Source organism: Spirillospora sp. NPDC048823, from assembly GCF_043198445.1.
GTDB lineage: Bacteria > Actinomycetota > Actinomycetes > Streptosporangiales > Streptosporangiaceae > Spirillospora.
Map to the genome: position 1 here is coordinate 293,430 of NZ_JBICUT010000004.1, position 17,139 is coordinate 310,568.

Consider the following 17,139-nt stretch of genomic DNA (forward strand, 5'->3'; position numbering starts at 1 on the left):
GCCCGCAAGTCTCGCACCGCCGTGACCGCACCCCGGAAACGACCAGACCCCGCCGAGTCATGCGACCCGGCGGGGCCCTGGTCTTGCGGCCGGTGTGTGGGTCGCCTCTCGGCGAAAGGCACAACACGGCTCCAGCCGGACGGTATTCCGTGAAGGCAAAAGGTGAGGCCCGGGGACACCAGGCACACCGGCTGTCATGTGTAACCGACGGGCCCCCGGGATTGTTCCCGGCCCCCCAGATCGCTGAAGGTCCCCGTCCGGCGGACGGTGTGCCACCCCAGGCGCGCCCCCAGAAGCGCGGTGACGACGGACTGGACGACGACCATGTACATGAGCTGCCGGTAGACGAACTGCTGGAGCGGCAGCGTCCACAGGGGGCGGATCCGTTCGCCGTCCAGCCACAGGGCGTAGGCCCCGGCGGCGGCCTGCGCGGCGACGAAGACCGTCCAGGTGAGGACGGGCCCGGCCGGATCGAGGAAGACCAGGCCGAACAACGCGAACAGGTCGATCGCCGGCGCGAACAGCGGCAGCAGCACCTGGAACACCGCCAGGTAAGGCAGGCATCGGCGTCCGAACCTGCCCGAGCCGCCGCGTTCGAACACGGAGCGGCGGTGCTTCCACATCGCCTGCATCGTCCCGTAGCACCAGCGGTAGCGCTGCCTCCACAGCTGCCGCAGTGACGACGGCGCCTCCGTCCACGCCAGGGCCTTCTCCTCGTAGACGACGCGCAGGCCGGTACGGCAGATCGCCATGGTGAGGTCGGTGTCCTCGGCGAGGGTGTCGCCCGGGACGCCGCCGACCTCGACGAGGACCGACCGGCGGAACGCCCCGATCGCGCCGGGCACGGTCGGCATGCACCGCAGGACGTCGAACATCCGCCGGTCGAGGTTGAAGCCGATCACGTACTCGATGTGCTGCCAGCGTCCGAGGATGCCGCCGCGGTTGGCGACCTTGGTGTTGCCGCTGACCGCGCCCACCCGCGGGTCGGCGAGCGGCGCGACGAGGTGGCGGATGGTGTCGCGCTGGAAGACGGTGTCGCCGTCCACGAGCACCAGCAACTCGGCGCGGGCGACGGCGATCCCCGCGTTGAGCGCGCTGGGCTTGCCGCCGTTGGCCTTGCGGATCAGGTGGACGGAGGGCAGCCCGATCGAGTCGACGATCGCGGCGGTGCGGTCGCGGGACCCGTCGTCCACCACGATCACCTCGACGGTGCCCGGATAGTCGGTGTCCAGCAGCGAGGCGACCGTCGCCCCGATGCTCGCCTCCTCGTTGTAGGCGGGGACGACCACGGAGACGGGCGGGAACGGATCGGGCGGCATGCCTTCGTACCCGGGCGCCCCGCCGTACCCGGGCGCCCCGCCGTACCCGGGCGCCCCGCCGTACCCGGGCGCCGCGAGGAAGCCGGTCGCCTCGGGCGCGTCCGGTGGGCGACGCGCCGGCGACCGCACCCGGCGGACGTGGACGTGCGCGAACAGCAGCATCACCACGAGCCTCAGCACGTACAGGATCCCGGCCGCCCCGAACAGCACGCCCATCGTCCCGGTAAGGGCGGACGCGGCGTGCTGCGCGCCGACGAGCGTCCAGCCGGCGGCCCGCTCGTGCGCGGGCACGGGAACCTCGGCGGAGGGCATGTCGAGCGCGTCCGTGAGCGTGGTGAAGCGGTAGCCCTTCGGCTGGAGCCGCTCGATGATCTGCTCGACGGCCGCGACGCTGGCGGACCGGTCGCCGCCCGAGTCGTGCAGCATCACCACGGCGCCCTCGCCGCGCTCACCGGCCGTCAGCGCGGCCCGCACGATCTTCGCGGTGCCGGGCCGCGCCCAGTCCTTGGTGTCGCGGTCGGTGAGGACCACGACGTACCCGTCCTCGCCCGCCCGCCGCGCGGCGCGCCACTCCGGCGCGGTCAGGCCGTCCGGACGGGACGAGTACGGCATCCGCATCAGCCTCGTGTGGACTCCCGCCGCCCCGGCCAGGGCCCGCTGCGTGAGGTCGAGTTCGAGCTGCTGCCGCCACGCCGGCGCGGTCGCGAGGTCGACGTGCGTGTACGTGTGCGAGCCGATCTCGTGGCCCTCGCGGAGGATCCGGCGGGTCAGCCCCGGGTTCTCGGCCACGCGGGCGCCGACCGTGAAGAACGTGGCGTGGGCGTCGTGGCGCCGCAGGACGTCCAGCATCCGCGGCGTCCAGGTCGGGTCGGGGCCGTCGTCGAAGGTCAGCGCGATCGTCTTCGGCGGCATCCGCCGGCTCTGCGGGGCGTCGCCGGTGAGGTTCACGACCGGCCCGCCTGAGGTGATCTCCTCCGGCGCCGGGACGGGACGCTCGGGCACGTCCCGTGGCGCCTCGCCGACGACGCCGCGGGAGAAGCCGTCCAGCAGCAGGAGCACGGTCAGCAGGAGGCCGCCGAGCATCAGCAGGATCCAGTGGCCCCTGGGTTCACCGCGTCGGCGCGTCAACGGTCGTTCTTCTTACGCCCCCAGGCGGGCGGGCTCGCGTCCGACCTCCCCTTCCCCGGGGGGCTCGCGGTCGACGCGGGCGCCGGCGCCGCCGGCGGTGTCGCCGCGGACGGCGCGGACGGGGAAGCGCCCGTACCCTGCCCGCCACCTCCGGGCCCCCCGGCGCCCGGTCCCGTGGGCTCGGGGCTCGTGGCGTTCCGCTCCGGGTTCGCCGGCGGCATGACGGGAGTGCCCGGATCGGGCGACGGCTCGCTCCACGACGTCAGGGGCACGCTCGGCCCGGTCGTCATGCCGAGGCCGAGCGCGCCGAGGACCACGATGAGCACGGCCCCCGCGCCCAGGCCCAGCCGCCTCCCGAACCGTGCCCGCCACCCGGTCGCGTCGACGAACACCGCCTTCGCCTGGACGCGGGTCTCGGGACGCGTCGCACGCGGTGATTCACGCGGGGCCGCCGGTGGCGAATCGACAACAGGGGGGATGCCCGTGATGAGCAATGCGTCCCGGTCTTGCGGGGTACTGCCGGTCATTTTCGTCCATCACTTCGTCCGGTGGGGAACGCCCGAGCACGAGGGGCGGCGTGAACGCTCAATGCTTCAGCGCGAACAACCACGTACGTGTCACACGCCCGGCGGATTCCCTGCACAATGGCCGGAATGGAACGAGCGGACGAGGAAGATCTCGGCCGTGCCCTGCGAGCGGCGCAGGACGGCGACGAGCAGTCCTTCCGCATGCTTTACCGCGACGTCCAGCCCCGCCTGATCCGCTTCGCCGGCGCGCTCGTCGGCGCGGACGCCGAGGACGTGACCTCGGAGGCATGGCTGCAGATCTCCCGGGACCTGCCCTCGTTCCGCGGCGACCTCGACGGCTTCCGCGGCTGGACCGCGACGATCACGCGGCACCGGGCACTGGACCATCTGCGCCGCAAGTCACGCCGCCCCGTGTGCGACCTGCCCGTCGAGGAACTGGTCACCATGGCCGCCGACGGCGACACCGAACGCGACGCCCTCACCGGTGTCGCCACCCAGGACGCGCTCCGGCTGATCAACGGACTCCCCAGCGACCAGGCGGAGGCGGTGCTCCTGCGCGTCGTCATGGGCCTGGACGCCAAGACGGCCGGCAAGGTCCTCGGCAAGCGCGCCGGGGCCGTGCGGACCGCCTCCTACCGTGGTCTGCGCCGCCTCGCCGAACTGCTGGGCCCGTCCCACGCGAACGCGCCGTCCCCGCCGGAGTCCCCGAAGGCCCTGCCCCTCATCCCCGGTGACAAAAACGGCGGTACCGGCGCTGAAGGGGTGTCATGAGCGACCAGTACCGGGCCGGACGGCTCGACGATCGCACCCTCGAAGGCCTCCTCGACCTAGACGGTGCCCACGGGCACGCCCGGCTCCACGCCCTGCTCTCGGCGGCCGCCGGGCCCGCCCGCCCGGAGGAGGTCGCGGGTGAGGACGCCGCCGTCGCCGCCTTCAGAGCCGCCCCGCGTCCCGCGCGGGCGTCCCGCATGCACCGCGTGGCCGCCCTGCGCCGCTTCCTGACGGTCAAGATCATGGTGCTGGTCGGCGGTTCGCTCATCCTGACCGGTGGGGCGGCCGCCGCGATCACCGGCAACATCCCGGGGCAGGAGGCGTCGCCCGCGCCCAGCACGACGCCCGGCGACCGCACGGGCAACCGCCAGGACCGGACACCGGCAAACCAGTTCGCACCGTCCGGAGCACCGGCGGCGCCGCCGGACGCGTCGGGCCCGCCCGGCACGTCCAAGAAGGGCAACGGCCGCTCCGACGCGCCTGGCCGGCCGGAGAATCCGGGGATCACCAAGAAGTCACCTCGCGGCCCCGGCACCAACCAGGGCACCCCGCCGGACGCGAACCCCGGCAACGACCCTGAGACGGGCACGGGCACTGGGACCGGCAACCAGAACGGAACCGGCGGCAACGCTCCCCCGACCGAGGTGCCGTCGGGCAACGGCAAGGACGGCGCCGTGACCGGCAGGCCGGACTGACAGGGCCTCTCCACGGGCCGCCGGCTGCGGCGCTAAAGACAGCCCTCGAACTGCGGGACGTCCACGTCCGACAGGTCCAGGCCCGACGAGCCGAACCACGTGTGCATGAACGTGGCCATCGTCCCGTCCTGATACATCTGGGTGATCGCCTTGTTGAGCGCCTCGCACCCGTCGGGGTCGCCCTTCCGGATCGCGATGCCCGTCCGCCGCTCCCCGAAGCGGGAGTTCAGCAACCGGAAATCCGCGCCCTGCCGCGTCTTCAACCCGGCCAGAATCGTGTCGTTCGTCGTGATGGCGTCGATCCGGCCGTCCCCCAGCATCGCCATGCACTCCCGGTAGGACCTCGCCGCCACCGGCACCGCCGCGACCTGCCGCTCCACGGTCACCGCCTCCGCCGCCCCGGACCCGGTGACGGCGCAGATCCTGCGTCCCTCCAGATCCCGCACGTCGTGCACCTCGCGCTCGCCGTTCCGCACGAGAATGTCCTGGTACGACAGGAGGTACGGCCCCGCGAACGCCAGCCGCTGCGTCCACTCCGGCTCCAGCCAGAACGTCAGCACCATGTCGACCTTCCCGGTCCGGAGCAGCTCCTCGCGATCCGCCGCCAGCGCCGGGACGAAGCGGACCTTCTTCCCCATCCGCTCCGCCAGGTATCGCGACACGTCCACGTCCAGCCCCTCGAACGTGCCGTCCGCGCGCCGGAACCCGATCCCCGGAAGATCCGGCCGCACCCCGGCGACCAGCGTCGTCTCCCCGATGATGGACGCACTCCCGGCGGCCCCGCACCCGGTCAGGACGAGACAGCCCAGCAGGACCGAAGCGATCGGTCGCCGCATCCGCGGATCCCCCCAATCCGTGGGCGGCCCTGGTCCCACCGAACAGGGAGCGCCCGCCTACAAAGTCGCAGCCGGGCGATCATGCCTCCACCCTCCTGACCACAACCGGCCCGACACCGGATGGCAACGCACGAAGGCCTTATCCGGCCCGGCTGCGGAAAGTGCGGCGGTAGGTGTCGGGTGGCACGCCGACCGTGCGGTTGAAATGCCGGCGCAGCGTCGTCCCGGTGCCCATGCCGGTGGCGGCCGCGATCGCCTCGACGCTGTCGCCGGTCGTCTCCAGAAGCTCCTGGGCGCGGCGGATCCGCTGGGTCAGCAGCCACTGCAGCGGGGTGGTACCGGTCACCGACCTGAAATGGCGGCCCAGGTTGCGCGAGCTCATCGCCGCCTGGCGAGCCAGATCCTCGACGGTCAGGGGATGGTCCAGCCGCTCGATGGCCCACGGGAACAGCTCCGCGAGCGGATGGTCGTCCTGCGCCGGCACCGGTGAGGTGACGAACTGGGCCTGGCCGCCGGCCCGGTGCGGCGGCACGACCAGGCGGCGCGCGACCGCGTTCGCGACCGCCGAACCGTGGTCGAGGCGGACGAGGTGCAGGCACAGGTCCATCGCGGCGGCCTTGCCCGCCGAGGTGAGCACGCTGCCGTCGTCCACGTAGAGCACATCCGGATCGACCTCCACCCGGGGATGGCGCGCGGCCAGCGCCTCGGTGTGCACCCAGTGCGTGGTCGCGCGCCGCCCGTCCAGCAGCCCGGCGGCGGCCAGCACGAACGCGCCCGTGCAGAGGGCGGCCACGCGCGCACCCGCCCGGTGGGCCCCGCGCACCGCGTCGACGAGGTCGCCGGGCGGGTCCACGTCGACATCGGCCCACGCCGGAACGATCACCGTGTCGGCGCTCGCCAGCCGGTCGAGCCCGTGGTCGGGCTCCAGCCGGAACCTGCCGGCCTGGACGACGCCCGGCCCGCAGCCGACGAGGTGGTACCAGGGACCGGTCACGCCGTCCGGGGCGGTGCCGAACACCTCGAAGGCCACCGACAGCTCGAAGTTCAGCATCCCGTCGGCGAGGGCGACCGCGACAGTTCTCATGTCCGGAATTGTACGAGGCATGGCGTTCCAGACACTCGTGCGAGACGACCGTCGCCGCCATGATCTCCGCAGTGGATCAACCGAGCACAACAGGAGAAACCATGGGATCGGGTCAGGCGGTCGCGGTGTTCGGCGCCTACGGGCACACCGGGCGCTTCGTGGTGGCGGAGCTGCGGGATCGCGGGTACGTCCCGGTCCTGTCCGGCCGCGACGCCGGGAAGCTGGAAGCACTGGCGGTGTCGTTCCCGGGGCTCGACGTCCGGCCGGCGTCGGTCGGGGATCCCGCGTCACTCGACCGCGCACTGGCGGGCACGGCGGCGGTGATCAACACTGCCGGCCCCTTCGCCGCGACGGCCGCCCCGGTGATCGAGGCGGCGCTGCGCACCGGCGTCCCCTACGTGGACGTGGCGGCCGAGATCGAGGCCAACGCCGACACGTTCGCGCACTTCGCGGACCGCGCCGCCGGGTCCGTGATCGTCCCCGCGATGGCCTTCTTCGGCGGCCTCGGCGACCTGCTGGCCACCGCCGCGATGGGCGACTGGACGGCCGCCGACGAGGCGCACGTCGCGTACGCGCTGAGCAGCTGGCACCCCACCGCCGGAACGCGCGCCTCCGGCACGGTCTCCCGGGAGCGGCGGGACGGCCGGCGGGTCCGCTTCACCAACGGGAAGCTGGACTACCACGAGGACGCTCTTCCGTCCCTGAAGTGGACGTTTCCCGAGCCGATGGGCGTGCGGCCCGCCATCGGGGAGTTCAGCATGGCCGACGTCGTCACGATCCCCAGCCACCTGGCCGTCCCCGAACTGCACTCGTACATGACGGTCGAGGCGGTCGGGGACCTGTCGGCCCCGGACACGCCGGCGCCGGCGGCGGCCGACGAGCGAGGCCGCTCCGACCAGACGTTCCTCATCGACGTCGTCGTGCGCTCCGGCGGCGCCGAACGGCGCGCCACGGCGAGCGGCCAGGACATCTACGCCATCACCGCGCCGCTCGCGGTCGAGGCGGTCCACCGGATCCTCACCGGGCGGACCAGGACGACCGGGGTCGCCTCCGCCGGGAAGATCTTCGACGCGGCCGGCTTCCTCAGCGCGCTGTCCGCACACCTCTCGTTCGAACTGCGTCGGTAGACCGGCGGGCGCCGCCGCGGTTCATTGCGAGACGGGCCGGAGCGCCCCGTCGGTCACCGAGCGGTAGTAGCAGGTCGGACGGGCTTCTCCGGACGGAAGCGTCGTGTGACAGGCGCCGCCGGTCGTCCGGTTCACCAGGTAGAGCAGCGAATTCTGCTCACAGTTGACGCGGACGTCCACCACCTCCAGGACGTCCCCCGACGTCGCGCCCTTGCGCCACAGCTCGTTGCGGGACGTCGACCACAGGACGGCGATCCGCTCGTCCAGCGTCGCCTTGAGCGCCTGGTCGTTCGCGTATCCGATGAACAGGACGTCCCCGCCGGCCGCGTCCTGCAGGACCACGGGGACGACCCGCGCCCCGGTCGCCGCGACGCCGGCGAGCTTGTCGAAGTCCAGAGTGAGCCGGGTGCCTTCTTCGAGTTCGTTCACCCGACCATCCTGCCCTCTCGCCGGGCCCGGCCGACGGAAGCGCTAGCTCGGCCCGGCGGCTGCGGGGACGGCCAGGATCGATTGCACGGTCGCGATGACGACGCGGGCGGTTTCGGCTGATTTCAGGCGACCGGCCCTGATCTCTTCGGCGGCGCCGTGGAGGACGTGCTGGATGACGCCGACCAGCCACGTCATTGGCAGGTCGGTGCGGAAGGCTCCTTGTTCCTGGCCTCGGCGGATGAGCTCTTCGACGCGTTCGGCGGGGGCGGTGTGCAGCTGGCGGATGCGTCCGGCCGGAAGGGTTCCCTGGGCCGCCGCCAACAGCGCCGTGGACTCGGCCACCAGGGACCAGCTGGAGTCGAGCAGCCGGGTCAGGGCGCCTCGTGCGTCACCGGTGAGGTCGACGGCCGCGAGGACCTCTTCACCCGCGCGCAGCGCGTCGACCAGGGCGGCCTCGACCAGGTCCGCCCGGTTGCGGAAATGGCCGTAGAGCGTCATCCGGCCCACTCCGGCGGCCTTGGCGATGTCGTCGATGCTCGCGGTCGGGTCTTGGCTCAGGCTCTCGCGCGCCGCGGAGACGATGCGGGCGATGCTGCGCTCGGCGTCCGCGCGCCGGCGGCGGCCGGAAGTGGAAGTGGACATGCCATCACCCTAACTCGTACGCCGATGTACGTGTTACTCTCCCTTCAGAACTCGTATTGCGTAGTACGAGTTAAGGAGGTTCTGATGACGAGCAAGACACACGACCCGGCCGCGCGAGACGGCTCGCCCCATCCGCTGCGGTGGCGCATCCTGGGGTTCCTCGGCGTGGCGCAGCTCATGTTGATCCTCGACGTCACCGTCGTGGCCATCGCGCTGCCGAACATCGAGGCCGACCTGGAACTGAGCCGCCAGGCCATCACCTGGACGGTCAGCGCGTACACCCTGACGTTCGGCGGCCTGATGCTCCTCGGGGGACGGGCCGCAGACCTGATCGGCGCCAAGCGCGTCGTCCTCACCGGCCTGTTGATCTTCACGGTGGCTTCCCTGGCGACCGGATTCGCCGGATCCGCCGCCCTGCTGCTGGGCGGCCGCATCGCGCAGGGACTCGGGGCGGCGCTGATGTCCCCGGCCGCCCTGTCACTCGTGGTGCAGTTGTTCGACGGAGAAGAGCGGAACAAGGCGCTCGGCGTCTGGTCCGCGCTCGGCGGTGGAGGCGCGGCCCTCGGCGTCCTCCTCGGCGGACTGCTCACCGCCGGCCCCGGCTGGCCTTGGGTCTTCTACGTCAACGTGCCCCTCGGGCTGGTGATCGTGGCCGCGCTCGCCCGGATGCTTCCGCGTCAGGAGGCGGCGACGCCGCGTCCGGGGCTCGATGTGCTCGGTGCGCTGCTGGTGACCGCTTCGTCCGGTGCCCTGATCTACGCGTTCATCCGCGCCGGTGACCACGGCTGGTTCAGCATGGCCACCGGGGCGCTCGTGCTGCTGTCCGCGGTCGGCTACCTGGCGTTCGTGGCCAGGCAGAAGACCGCCAAGTCGCCCATGATGGACGTCGCGCTGCTGGCCCGGCGCCCGGTGGCCACCGGCACGTTCCTCATCCTGATGGCGACCGCGCTGATGATCGCGGTGTTCTTCCTGGGCACGTTCTACTTCCAGCACGGGGAGGACTTCGGCGCCCTGCAGACCGGCCTGCTGTTCCTGCCGGTCGCGGTGGCGACGATGCTCGGCGCCAACCTCACCGGCCGGACCATCGCCAGGACGGGCGCACGCCCGCTCGCCGTGGGAGGGCTCGTCATCGCCGCGATCGGCATGGCCATCCCCGCCCTGTCGATGCATCCCGCCACCGTCGTCGCCGGGACGGCGATCGCGGGTGCCGGGACGGGCGCGATGTTCGTCGTCGCGTCGGCGACCGCGCTCGGCCAGGTGGCGCCGCACGAAGCGGGCATCGCCTCCGGCATCGTCAGCACGTTCCACGAGTTCGGCGCCTCGATCGGAGCCGCGGTCATCTCCAGCGTCGCCGCCGTCAGCCTCGTCGGCGACACGCTCTCGGGGTTCACGGACGGCTTCGTCGTCGCCGCGGTCGCCGCAGCGGCCGGAGCCGTCGCGGCCGCCGTCCTGACACCCGGCCGGGGACGGTGACCGGCCCGTTGACCTACCAGGCCCCCACCTCGACCGGCACGGTCCCCGTCCCCGTCCCCGTCCCCGTCCACCGCTACGTCAAGGACCTGCCCTCCTGACATCCGACGCCGTCGCGAACGCCTTTGAGAACACTGCTTTCCCGGGATTGAACGGGACGCCGGCACGACCTCACATCCGGTGAACGTTCGTGTTCAGCGGTGTCCCCCGGCCGACGCACCGGCCGGCCGGGGGTGGACGGGTTCAGATCTCCTTGAGGAAGCCGGAGTCGACGGCGAGGTCCGCGCCCGTCGTGCTCGCGGAACGCGGCGACGCCAGCAGCGCGATCACGTCGGCGACCTCCTGCGGGTCGGCGAGACGGCCGGTCGTGAGGCTCATCATCTCCGCCGCTCCGCGCTCGAGCACCGCGACACGGTCGGAGCCCGTCGCCCCGGCGATGATGTCGGCCGCGCCGCCCTCGTCCGTCCACCACGGCGTCCGGACCGGGCCCGGCGAGACCGTGTTGACCCGGATTCCCTGCGGCGCGTACTCCTCCGACAGCCCCTTCGTCAGGTTCGTCAGCGCCGCCTTCGCCGCGTTGTAGTCGTAGTTCATCGGCCCGGGGCGGCGGGCGTTCCCCGACGAGACGTTCACGATGGACGCCGCGTCGCTCTTCAGCAGATGCGGGATCGCCGCCCGCACCGCCCGGACGACGGCGTACAGGTTGAACTCGAACATGTCGCGCCAGTCGTCGTCCGCCAGGGTCGCGAAACCGAACCGGGGCAGGTCCGCGCCGGGCGGCGGCCCGCCCGCGTTGTTGACCAGGACGTCGAGCCCGCCGAACGCCTCGACGGCGCGTTCCACCGCGTGCGCCGGGGCGTCCGGGTCCATCAGGTCCGCCGGCACGTGCAGCAGGTTCGGCCCGGCGAGCGCGTCCAGTTCGCCGCCCGGCTTGCGGGACACGGCGGCGACGCGGGCGCCCTCGTCGAGCAGCGTCCGCGTGACGGCCAGCCCGATCCCCTTCGACGCGCCGGTGACGACGGCGACGCGGCCCGCGAGCTGCAAGTCCATGGAATCCCCATTTCATAGGCGAGCACGCCCCTTCCGGACGTACCTCGCCCCTAGGAACCCCGCCCCGCCCGCCCCGGTTGCAGTCACCGCCCGCCGCGACCCCGGACGCGGTCAGGCCGGCTGCATCCATTCCAGGTCGAACGGCGCGTCGCATTCTTCGTGGCGTTCACGCGGAGGTGAGAACATTCGCCGTTGGACGAGGACGGGAGCACGGAGGAGCGCGCCATGAGCGGATCGCCGACCGGCGAGGAGCTGCGGCGGCGGCTGGGCCTGGCCGACGCGGTGGTGATCGGCCTGGGGTCGATGATCGGCGCCGGTGTCTTCGCCGCCCTCGCTCCCGCGGCACGCGCGGCCGGGTCCGGGCTCCTGGCCGGCCTGGCCGTGGCCGCCGTGGTCGCCTACTGCAATGCGACGTCCTCGGCGCGGCTCGCCGCCCGCCACCCCGCGTCCGGCGGCACCTACGTCTACGGCCGTGAGCGCCTCGGCGACTTCTGGGGCTACCTCGCCGGCTGGGCCTTCGTGGTCGGGAAGACGGCCTCCTGCGCGGCGATGGCGCTGACCGTCGGGTCGTACGCGTGGCCCGCCCACGCGCACGCGGTGGCCGTCGCCGCGGTCGTGCTGCTGACCGGCGTCAACTACGTCGGCGTACAGAAGTCCGCCTGGCTCACCCGCGGCATCGTCGCCGTGGTGCTGGCCGTGCTCGCCGCCGTGGTCGTCGCGTGCCTGGCCTCCGGTCCCGCCGGCGGCGGACGGCTGGAGTTCGGCGCCGGAACCGGGCCCGGCGGGATCCTCCAGGCGGCTGGCCTGCTGTTCTTCGCCTTCGCCGGATACGCCCGCATCGCGACCCTCGGCGAGGAGGTCCGCGACCCGGCCCGCACGATCCCCCGGGCCATCCCGCTCGCGCTCGGCATCGTCCTGGCCGTCTACGCGGCGGTCGCGGTGGCGGTCCTGTACGTCCTCGGCACCGCCGGCCTGGGCGCGGCGACCGCCCCGCTCGCCCAGGCCGTCGACGAGGCCGGTGTGAACGGCCTCGCACCCGCGGTCCGGGTGGGCGCCGCCGTGGCCGCCCTCGGCTCACTGCTCGCCCTGATCCTGGGCGTCTCACGCACCACGTTGGCGATGGCCCGCGACCGGCACCTGCCGCATGCCCTGGCCGCCGTCCACCCCCGCTTCCGGGTACCGCACCGCGCCGAACTCCTGGTCGGCGTCGTGGTGGCGGTGCTGGCCGCGACGGCGGACCTGCGCGGCGCGATCGGGTTCTCGTCCTTCGGCGTCCTCGTGTACTACGCCATCGCCAACGCCTCCGCCTGGACCCTCACGCCGGACGAAAACCGCCCACCCAGGGTCGTGCCCGTCGTCGGGCTGGCCGGCTGCCTGACGCTGGCCTTCGCGCTGCCGTTCTCGTCGGTGGCCTCCGGCGCCGCCGTCATCGCCGCCGGCGCCGCCCTCTACGGCCTGCGCCGCGCCCGCTGAGCATGGGCCATGACCTCCCGGGTAGGGGACGCGAAGCCGACCGTCCGGCCGGCTGCACGACAAGGGAGGCAAGCAGATGAGCACGACACAGGAAACCGGTGGGATCACCGGCACCAAGGACAAGGACTACGACCTCGTCTGGTTCGTCGAGCAGTGCCTGAGCAACGCGCTGCGGCTGGAGACCTACATCGGCGACGCCGAGCGCGCCGGTGACACCGAGCTGGCCGATCTCTTCCGCCGTGCCCAGGCGGAGAGCCGCAAGGGCGCCGAGCAGGGCAAGGAGCACCTGCGCCGCCGCATGTCCGGTTGAACCACCTGCCGTTGGGCGCGTTCGCGAGCCCGGAACCGCATGACCGCCCGACCCGGGGGTAGAAAGCCGGCTCTCGGACGAAGGAGACCGGATGCGTGAGTCGATCCGGCTCGGCACCATCGCCGGAATCAGGGTCGGGCTCAATGTCAGCGTGCTGGTGATCGTCGCGATCCTGGTCTTCGGGCTGGCATTCGGCCGATTCCCGGAGGTGTATCCGGGCCACGGAGTCTGGGCCTATCTTCTGGCGGGGACGATCAGCGCGGTCCTGCTGCTGGCGTCCCTGCTCGCCCACGAACTGGCGCACGCCGTGGTCGCGCGCCGCAACGGCATCGAGGTCACGGGCATCACGCTGTGGCTGCTCGGCGGTGTCGCCCAGCTCCGCGGTGAACCGCGCACGGCGGGCGCCGACCTGCGCATCGCCGTCGTCGGCCCCGTCACCAGCCTGGTCGTGGGTGCGGTCTTCGCGGCCGCGGCCACGCTGGCGGCGGCCGCCTCCGGACCGGAATTGGTCGTGGCGACGCTCGCCTACCTGGCCGGCATCAACGTGATCCTCGCGGTGTTCAACATGATCCCGGCGGCCCCGCTGGACGGCGGCCGGGTACTGCGGGCGTTCCTGTGGTGGCGGCGCGGCGACCGGACCGGCGCCGCCGTCACCGCGGCCCGCGCGGGCCGCGTCTTCGGGCTGGCCCTGATCGCCCTCGGCTTCGTCCAGTTCGTGGTCGGAGCCGGCTTCGGCGGACTGTGGCTGGCCCTGATCGGCTTCTTCCTCGTCACCGCCGCCGGCGCCGAAGAGCAGCAGACGCGCGTCAACGCCGCTCTGCAGGACGTCCGCGTCGCCGATGTCATGACGCCCGACCCCTTCGTGGCGGACGCGGCGACACCGGTGCAGGACCTCGTCGACAACGTCGTCCTCACCCACCGCTACTCCACCTACCCGCTGGTGGAGGACGGCCGCCTCGCCGGCCTGGTGACCCTGAACCGCGTCCGCGCCACCCCGCCCGACCAGCGGCGGACACTCCGCCTGGCCGACATCGCCTGCCCCCCGGACGACGTCCCGACCACCCACCCGCACGACCCGCTGCCGGACCTGCTGCCCCGCATGGCCGGCTGCACCGACGGCCGCGCCGTCGTCCTGGACGACGACGGCCGCGTGGTCGGGCTGATCACCCCGAGCGACATCAGCCGCGCACTGCAGACCAGCGACCTGCGCCCGACCCGGTCCTGGTCGTCCTGACCCGTCACCGCCGGCTTTCGCCGCCGGGGCGGGCACTCCTGTCAGCTTTGATTCCGGCCCCCGGCGCGGGTGCACCGGGGGCGGTGGGATCGGTGGTCAGGCCGCGGTGACCGTGCGTCCGAGGAAGTCGCGGATCAGGCCGGCGATCTCGTGGCCGTGGGTCGCGAGGGCGAAGTGGCCGGCGTCGAGAAGGTGGATTTCGGCGTCGGGGAGGTCGCGGGCGAAGGCCTTCGCACCGTCCGGGCCGAAGATCTCGTCGTTCTGGCCCCAGACGACCAGGACGGGCGGCCGGTGGGTTCGGAAGTACTTCTGGAAGGCGGGGTAGCCGTCCAGGTTGAACTGGTAGTCCCAGAAGAGCTGGAGCTGGATCTCCTTGTTGCCCGGGCGGTCCAGGTACGCCTGGTCGAGGACCCAGGCGTCCGGGCTGACGCGATCCAGCATTTCGGCGGGGACGCCGTGGGTGTGCTGCCAGTGCGTGGCCTCGGCGGTGAGCAGTTCGCGGACGGCGGGCTCGTGGGCGGCGCGGTCCTTGGCGTGGGCGAACAGCACCTCCCAGAACGGGGTGAAGCCCTCCATGTAGGCGTTGCCGCTCTGGCTGATGATGGCGGTGACCCGGTCGGGATGACGGCTGGCGATACGCAGCCCGATCGGGGCCCCGTAGTCCTGGATGTAGAGGGCGAACCGGTCCACGCCCAGCTCGTCGAGGAGCGCGAGGGTGACTTCGGTGAGGTTCTCGAAGCCGTACTCGAACTCGTCCACCGGCGGCATCGCCGACTGGCCGAAGCCGATGTGGTCGGGCGCGATCAGGTGGTGGCCGTCGGCCAGGTCGGCGATGAGGTCGCGGTACATGGCCGAGCTGCTGGGGAAGCCGTGCAGCAGGACGAGCGTGGGGTCGGCCGGGTCGCCGGCCTCCCGGTAGAAGACGGGCTGCCCGTGGATCTCGACGGTGGCGTGGCGGATCGGGTGGACGGTCATTTCTGTCTACTCCAGTCAGTGGGTGGTAACGGTTTCCCGGCGGCCGGGCGGGACCAGCACCGCGGCGGTGGTGCTGAGCAGCAGGCCGAGGGCGAAGTAGCTCCGGTAGTCACCGGAGACGGAATGAAGCGCGGTGGCGACGACCAGCCCGGCGGCGGCCGACAACTGGTGGATCAGCCAGGCCGGCGCCAGCGTCCGGCCCATCCGGGAGGGGTCCAAACCGCGGGAGACCACGGCCATGGTCAGCGGAATCACCGGGAAGGACGCGACACCGAACAGCACCGCGACCGCGACCAGCGCGGGACCTTCGCTCACCACGGCGGCCAGCCCCAGCGAGACGGTGCGCACGACGTGCATGGTCCGCAGCAGCGTTTCGGGGCGGTGGCGGCGCAGCAGCCGGGCGCTGGCAGCCGAGGCGATCCCGGCGGCCACGGCGGCGACCGCGACCAGCCGGCCCGCGTCGACGGCCGACCAGCCCAGCTCGACGGCGTGCTTGGGCAGCAGCAGCACCATCACGTACAGCGTGGCCGAGTGCAGCCCGAAGGAGATCAGCATCCGCACGCGTCCGCGCAGGCTTTCGCGCCCGGCCGCCGACGCCTTGAACCGGTCCTTGGGCAGCTCGACCGCCAGCACGGCCGTGACGGCCAGCCCGGCCGCGCCCAGCAGAGCGTAGGTCGCGCGGACGCCGACCGGCTCGAACAGGGCGGTCGCCGCCCACGGGACCAGCAGCTGCCCCAGGTTGATCCCGGTGGAGGCGCGCGCCAGCGACGGCCCGGCCCGCTCGCCGCGGATCCGGCCGATCAGAGTGGTCGTCGCCAGGCTGGACGAGGCGGCGAACCCGATCCCGCCCAGCACCAGGTAGACCACGACGAACTGCCAGGTCTCCTGGACGACCGCCAGCGCGAGATAGGAGGCCGCCATGAACACCAGCCCGGCCAGCAGCACCGCGCGGGCGCCGATCCGGTCCAGCAGGATGCCGATGACCGGCTGCAGCAGCCCGGTCAGCGCGGTGCTCAACGCCGCGGCCACCGCCAGCGCGGTGGCGTCCATCCCGTACGCGGCGGCCGCGGGGGCGAAGAAGACGCCCGCCGAGAAGTTCAGGCCGAACGACACCGTCATCGCCGCCAGCCCCGACCACGCCGCCCGGTCGCCGGGACGGCGGGTGCGGCCGGTGCCGGGTTCCGCCTTCGGCTCGTTCACGTCCAGTTCAGTGGTCATGGTCGCTCCCGGAGGTGACCGGGTACGGCGGACGCGTCCGCCGTATCCGGTCGGGGGTCAGTGGCGGACGACCGGCCAGTCGATGTCGGTGCCGGCGGCCTTGTTGAAGTAGTTGGTGAAGACGTTGAGCGCGACGTGGCCCACGACTTCGGCGATCTCTTCGTCGGACAGTCCCGCCTGGCGGGCCTGCTTGACGTCGGTGTCCTCGATGCCGCCGCGGGTGCGCAGCACGGTGGCGGCGAAGGCCAGCACGGCCTCGGCCTTGGGGTCGCCTGCCCGGCCGCCGCGGGCCGCTTCGGCCTCGTCCTGGCTCAGCCCGGCCAGCTTGGTGCCGATGTAGGTGTGCGCGGAAAGGCAGTAGTCGCAGCCGTTCTGCTGGGCGACCAGCAGCGCGATCCGCTCGCGCACCGCGGCCGGCAGCACGCCGCCCGACAGCGCGCCGGAGAACTCCAGGTAGGACTTCAGCACCGCGGGGCTGTTGGCCATCGCCTTGGTCATGTTCGGGGTGACGCCCAGCGCCTTCTGCACACCGGCCAGCAGCTCGGCGGCCTGGGCGCCCGCGGTCTCCGGCTGGATCAGGGGAAGTCGGGACATGGTCAGGTCCTTTCAAGCGGGGGATCGGGAACCGGTGAGCACCGGTGATCTCAAGCTAGAACCGACACAACCCCCGACACAGGGACCGAACACGCCACCGACAGGACCAAACCCGCCATCGCCTCTCGCGCCCACGTGCGCCCGTACCGGCGGGCCTCCGACGGCCCGTTCCGGCGCTGACATGCCTTGCACCTGGACTTCCAAGTCGCACAGTGCGCGGGTAGCGTCTACCTCGTGGTCGTCCGGCCTTAGTCGCA

Annotated in this window: 17 protein-coding genes; 7 read left to right on the top strand and 10 right to left on the bottom strand. The window is 72.6% G+C overall.

What is annotated here, in order from left to right:
- Positions 1–194: 194 nt before the first annotated feature.
- Together ACGFK0_RS12310 and ACGFK0_RS12315 are read right to left on the bottom strand one after the other, a co-directional pair.
- The gene (locus ACGFK0_RS12310) at positions 195–2,447 is read right to left on the bottom strand and encodes a bifunctional polysaccharide deacetylase/glycosyltransferase family 2 protein (protein WP_392903572.1); all 2,253 of its coding nucleotides are present in this window, start codon (positions 2,445–2,447) and stop codon (positions 195–197) included.
- Positions 2,444–2,974 (bottom strand): hypothetical protein, encoded by a 531-nt coding sequence (locus ACGFK0_RS12315; protein WP_392903575.1) that lies wholly within the window; start codon positions 2,972–2,974, stop codon positions 2,444–2,446. The genes ACGFK0_RS12310 and ACGFK0_RS12315 overlap by 4 nt, the downstream gene beginning before the upstream one ends.
- 126 nt (positions 2,975–3,100) lie before the next feature.
- On the opposite strand from ACGFK0_RS12315, the gene ACGFK0_RS12320 reads away from it, so the two are divergent.
- Together ACGFK0_RS12320 and ACGFK0_RS12325 are read left to right on the top strand one after the other, a co-directional pair.
- Positions 3,101–3,745, top strand: coding sequence for an RNA polymerase sigma factor (locus ACGFK0_RS12320; protein WP_392903578.1), 645 nt, complete (start codon positions 3,101–3,103; stop codon positions 3,743–3,745).
- Positions 3,742–4,440: a hypothetical protein gene (locus tag ACGFK0_RS12325; RefSeq protein WP_392903581.1), complete on the top strand. Its 699-nt coding sequence runs from the start codon at positions 3,742–3,744 to the stop codon at positions 4,438–4,440. The genes ACGFK0_RS12320 and ACGFK0_RS12325 overlap by 4 nt, the downstream gene beginning before the upstream one ends.
- A gap of 32 nt (positions 4,441–4,472) precedes the next feature.
- Here the strand turns inward: ACGFK0_RS12325 and ACGFK0_RS12330 are convergent, their stop codons facing one another.
- Entirely contained in the window at positions 4,473–5,276 is an 804-nt protein-coding gene (locus ACGFK0_RS12330; RefSeq protein ID WP_392903582.1) for a transporter substrate-binding domain-containing protein, read from the bottom strand.
- A 139-nt stretch (positions 5,277–5,415) separates the two neighbouring features.
- Positions 5,416–6,360, bottom strand: a complete 945-nt coding sequence (locus ACGFK0_RS12335; RefSeq protein ID WP_392903584.1) for a helix-turn-helix domain-containing protein — start codon at positions 6,358–6,360, stop codon at positions 5,416–5,418.
- A gap of 101 nt (positions 6,361–6,461) precedes the next feature.
- Between ACGFK0_RS12335 and ACGFK0_RS12340 the strand changes: the two genes are divergently transcribed.
- A complete protein-coding gene (locus ACGFK0_RS12340) occupies positions 6,462–7,487 on the top strand; it encodes a saccharopine dehydrogenase family protein (protein WP_392903587.1) in 1,026 nt (341 codons plus the stop codon).
- A 21-nt stretch (positions 7,488–7,508) separates the two neighbouring features.
- Here the strand turns inward: ACGFK0_RS12340 and ACGFK0_RS12345 are convergent, their stop codons facing one another.
- Both ACGFK0_RS12345 and ACGFK0_RS12350 read right to left on the bottom strand, forming a co-directional pair.
- The gene (locus tag ACGFK0_RS12345; RefSeq protein ID WP_392903590.1) at positions 7,509–7,916 is read right to left on the bottom strand and encodes a phosphoribosyl-AMP cyclohydrolase; all 408 of its coding nucleotides are present in this window, start codon (positions 7,914–7,916) and stop codon (positions 7,509–7,511) included.
- Between the two features lie 42 nt (positions 7,917–7,958).
- Positions 7,959–8,558: a TetR/AcrR family transcriptional regulator gene (locus ACGFK0_RS12350; protein WP_392903593.1), complete on the bottom strand. Its 600-nt coding sequence runs from the start codon at positions 8,556–8,558 to the stop codon at positions 7,959–7,961.
- 84 nt (positions 8,559–8,642) lie between these two features.
- On the opposite strand from ACGFK0_RS12350, the gene ACGFK0_RS12355 reads away from it, so the two are divergent.
- Entirely contained in the window at positions 8,643–10,031 is a 1,389-nt protein-coding gene (locus ACGFK0_RS12355) for an MFS transporter (RefSeq protein WP_392903595.1), read from the top strand.
- Between the two features lie 240 nt (positions 10,032–10,271).
- Here ACGFK0_RS12355 and ACGFK0_RS12360 read toward each other — a convergent pair whose 3' ends face one another.
- Positions 10,272–11,078, bottom strand: a complete 807-nt coding sequence (locus tag ACGFK0_RS12360; RefSeq protein ID WP_392903597.1) for an SDR family NAD(P)-dependent oxidoreductase — start codon at positions 11,076–11,078, stop codon at positions 10,272–10,274.
- Positions 11,079–11,303: 225 nt separating this feature from the next.
- Here ACGFK0_RS12360 and ACGFK0_RS12365 point away from each other — a divergent pair, with 225 nt between their 5' ends.
- The 3 genes from ACGFK0_RS12365 (at position 11,304) to ACGFK0_RS12375 (ending at position 14,095) form a co-directional block, all read left to right on the top strand.
- Positions 11,304–12,551 (top strand): APC family permease, encoded by a 1,248-nt coding sequence (locus ACGFK0_RS12365; RefSeq protein ID WP_392903600.1) that lies wholly within the window; start codon positions 11,304–11,306, stop codon positions 12,549–12,551.
- A gap of 76 nt (positions 12,552–12,627) precedes the next feature.
- Positions 12,628–12,861, top strand: a complete 234-nt coding sequence (locus ACGFK0_RS12370; protein ID WP_392903602.1) for a hypothetical protein — start codon at positions 12,628–12,630, stop codon at positions 12,859–12,861.
- Between the two features lie 91 nt (positions 12,862–12,952).
- Entirely contained in the window at positions 12,953–14,095 is a 1,143-nt protein-coding gene (locus tag ACGFK0_RS12375) for a site-2 protease family protein (protein ID WP_392903604.1), read from the top strand.
- Positions 14,096–14,191: 96 nt separating this feature from the next.
- On the opposite strand, the gene ACGFK0_RS12380 is transcribed toward ACGFK0_RS12375, so the two are convergent.
- From ACGFK0_RS12380 to ACGFK0_RS12390, 3 genes are read right to left on the bottom strand one after another with little or no spacing between them, the layout of a single operon-like run.
- Positions 14,192–15,070 (bottom strand): alpha/beta fold hydrolase, encoded by an 879-nt coding sequence (locus tag ACGFK0_RS12380; RefSeq protein ID WP_392903606.1) that lies wholly within the window; start codon positions 15,068–15,070, stop codon positions 14,192–14,194.
- A 15-nt stretch (positions 15,071–15,085) separates the two neighbouring features.
- Positions 15,086–16,288, bottom strand: coding sequence for an MFS transporter (locus tag ACGFK0_RS12385; protein WP_392903607.1), 1,203 nt, complete (start codon positions 16,286–16,288; stop codon positions 15,086–15,088).
- 57 nt (positions 16,289–16,345) lie between these two features.
- On the bottom strand, positions 16,346–16,882 hold the full coding sequence (locus ACGFK0_RS12390; protein WP_392903609.1) for a carboxymuconolactone decarboxylase family protein: 537 nt from the start codon (positions 16,880–16,882) through the stop codon (positions 16,346–16,348).
- Between the last annotated feature and the right edge of the window lie 257 nt (positions 16,883–17,139).

Excerpts from the sequence above, each read along its gene's own strand:
- ACGFK0_RS12335 (WP_392903584.1), bottom strand. The coding sequence starts at position 6,360 with ATGAGAACTGTCGCGGTCGCCCTCGCCGACGGGATGCTGAACTTCGAG.
- ACGFK0_RS12330 (WP_392903582.1), bottom strand. The coding sequence starts at position 5,276 with ATGCGGCGACCGATCGCTTCGGTCCTGCTGGGCTGTCTCGTCCTGACC.
- ACGFK0_RS12320 (WP_392903578.1), top strand. The coding sequence starts at position 3,101 with ATGGAACGAGCGGACGAGGAAGATCTCGGCCGTGCCCTGCGAGCGGCG.
- ACGFK0_RS12390 (WP_392903609.1), bottom strand. The coding sequence starts at position 16,882 with ATGTCCCGACTTCCCCTGATCCAGCCGGAGACCGCGGGCGCCCAGGCC.
- ACGFK0_RS12365 (WP_392903600.1), top strand. The coding sequence starts at position 11,304 with ATGAGCGGATCGCCGACCGGCGAGGAGCTGCGGCGGCGGCTGGGCCTG.
- ACGFK0_RS12380 (WP_392903606.1), bottom strand. The coding sequence starts at position 15,070 with ATGACCGTCCACCCGATCCGCCACGCCACCGTCGAGATCCACGGGCAG.
- ACGFK0_RS12375 (WP_392903604.1), top strand. The coding sequence starts at position 12,953 with ATGCGTGAGTCGATCCGGCTCGGCACCATCGCCGGAATCAGGGTCGGG.
- ACGFK0_RS12315 (WP_392903575.1), bottom strand. The coding sequence starts at position 2,974 with ATGACCGGCAGTACCCCGCAAGACCGGGACGCATTGCTCATCACGGGC.
- ACGFK0_RS12385 (WP_392903607.1), bottom strand. The coding sequence starts at position 16,288 with ATGACCACTGAACTGGACGTGAACGAGCCGAAGGCGGAACCCGGCACC.
- ACGFK0_RS12350 (WP_392903593.1), bottom strand. The coding sequence starts at position 8,558 with ATGTCCACTTCCACTTCCGGCCGCCGCCGGCGCGCGGACGCCGAGCGC.
- ACGFK0_RS12325 (WP_392903581.1), top strand. The coding sequence starts at position 3,742 with ATGAGCGACCAGTACCGGGCCGGACGGCTCGACGATCGCACCCTCGAA.
- ACGFK0_RS12360 (WP_392903597.1), bottom strand. The coding sequence starts at position 11,078 with ATGGACTTGCAGCTCGCGGGCCGCGTCGCCGTCGTCACCGGCGCGTCG.
- ACGFK0_RS12355 (WP_392903595.1), top strand. The coding sequence starts at position 8,643 with ATGACGAGCAAGACACACGACCCGGCCGCGCGAGACGGCTCGCCCCAT.
- ACGFK0_RS12370 (WP_392903602.1), top strand. The coding sequence starts at position 12,628 with ATGAGCACGACACAGGAAACCGGTGGGATCACCGGCACCAAGGACAAG.
- ACGFK0_RS12340 (WP_392903587.1), top strand. The coding sequence starts at position 6,462 with ATGGGATCGGGTCAGGCGGTCGCGGTGTTCGGCGCCTACGGGCACACC.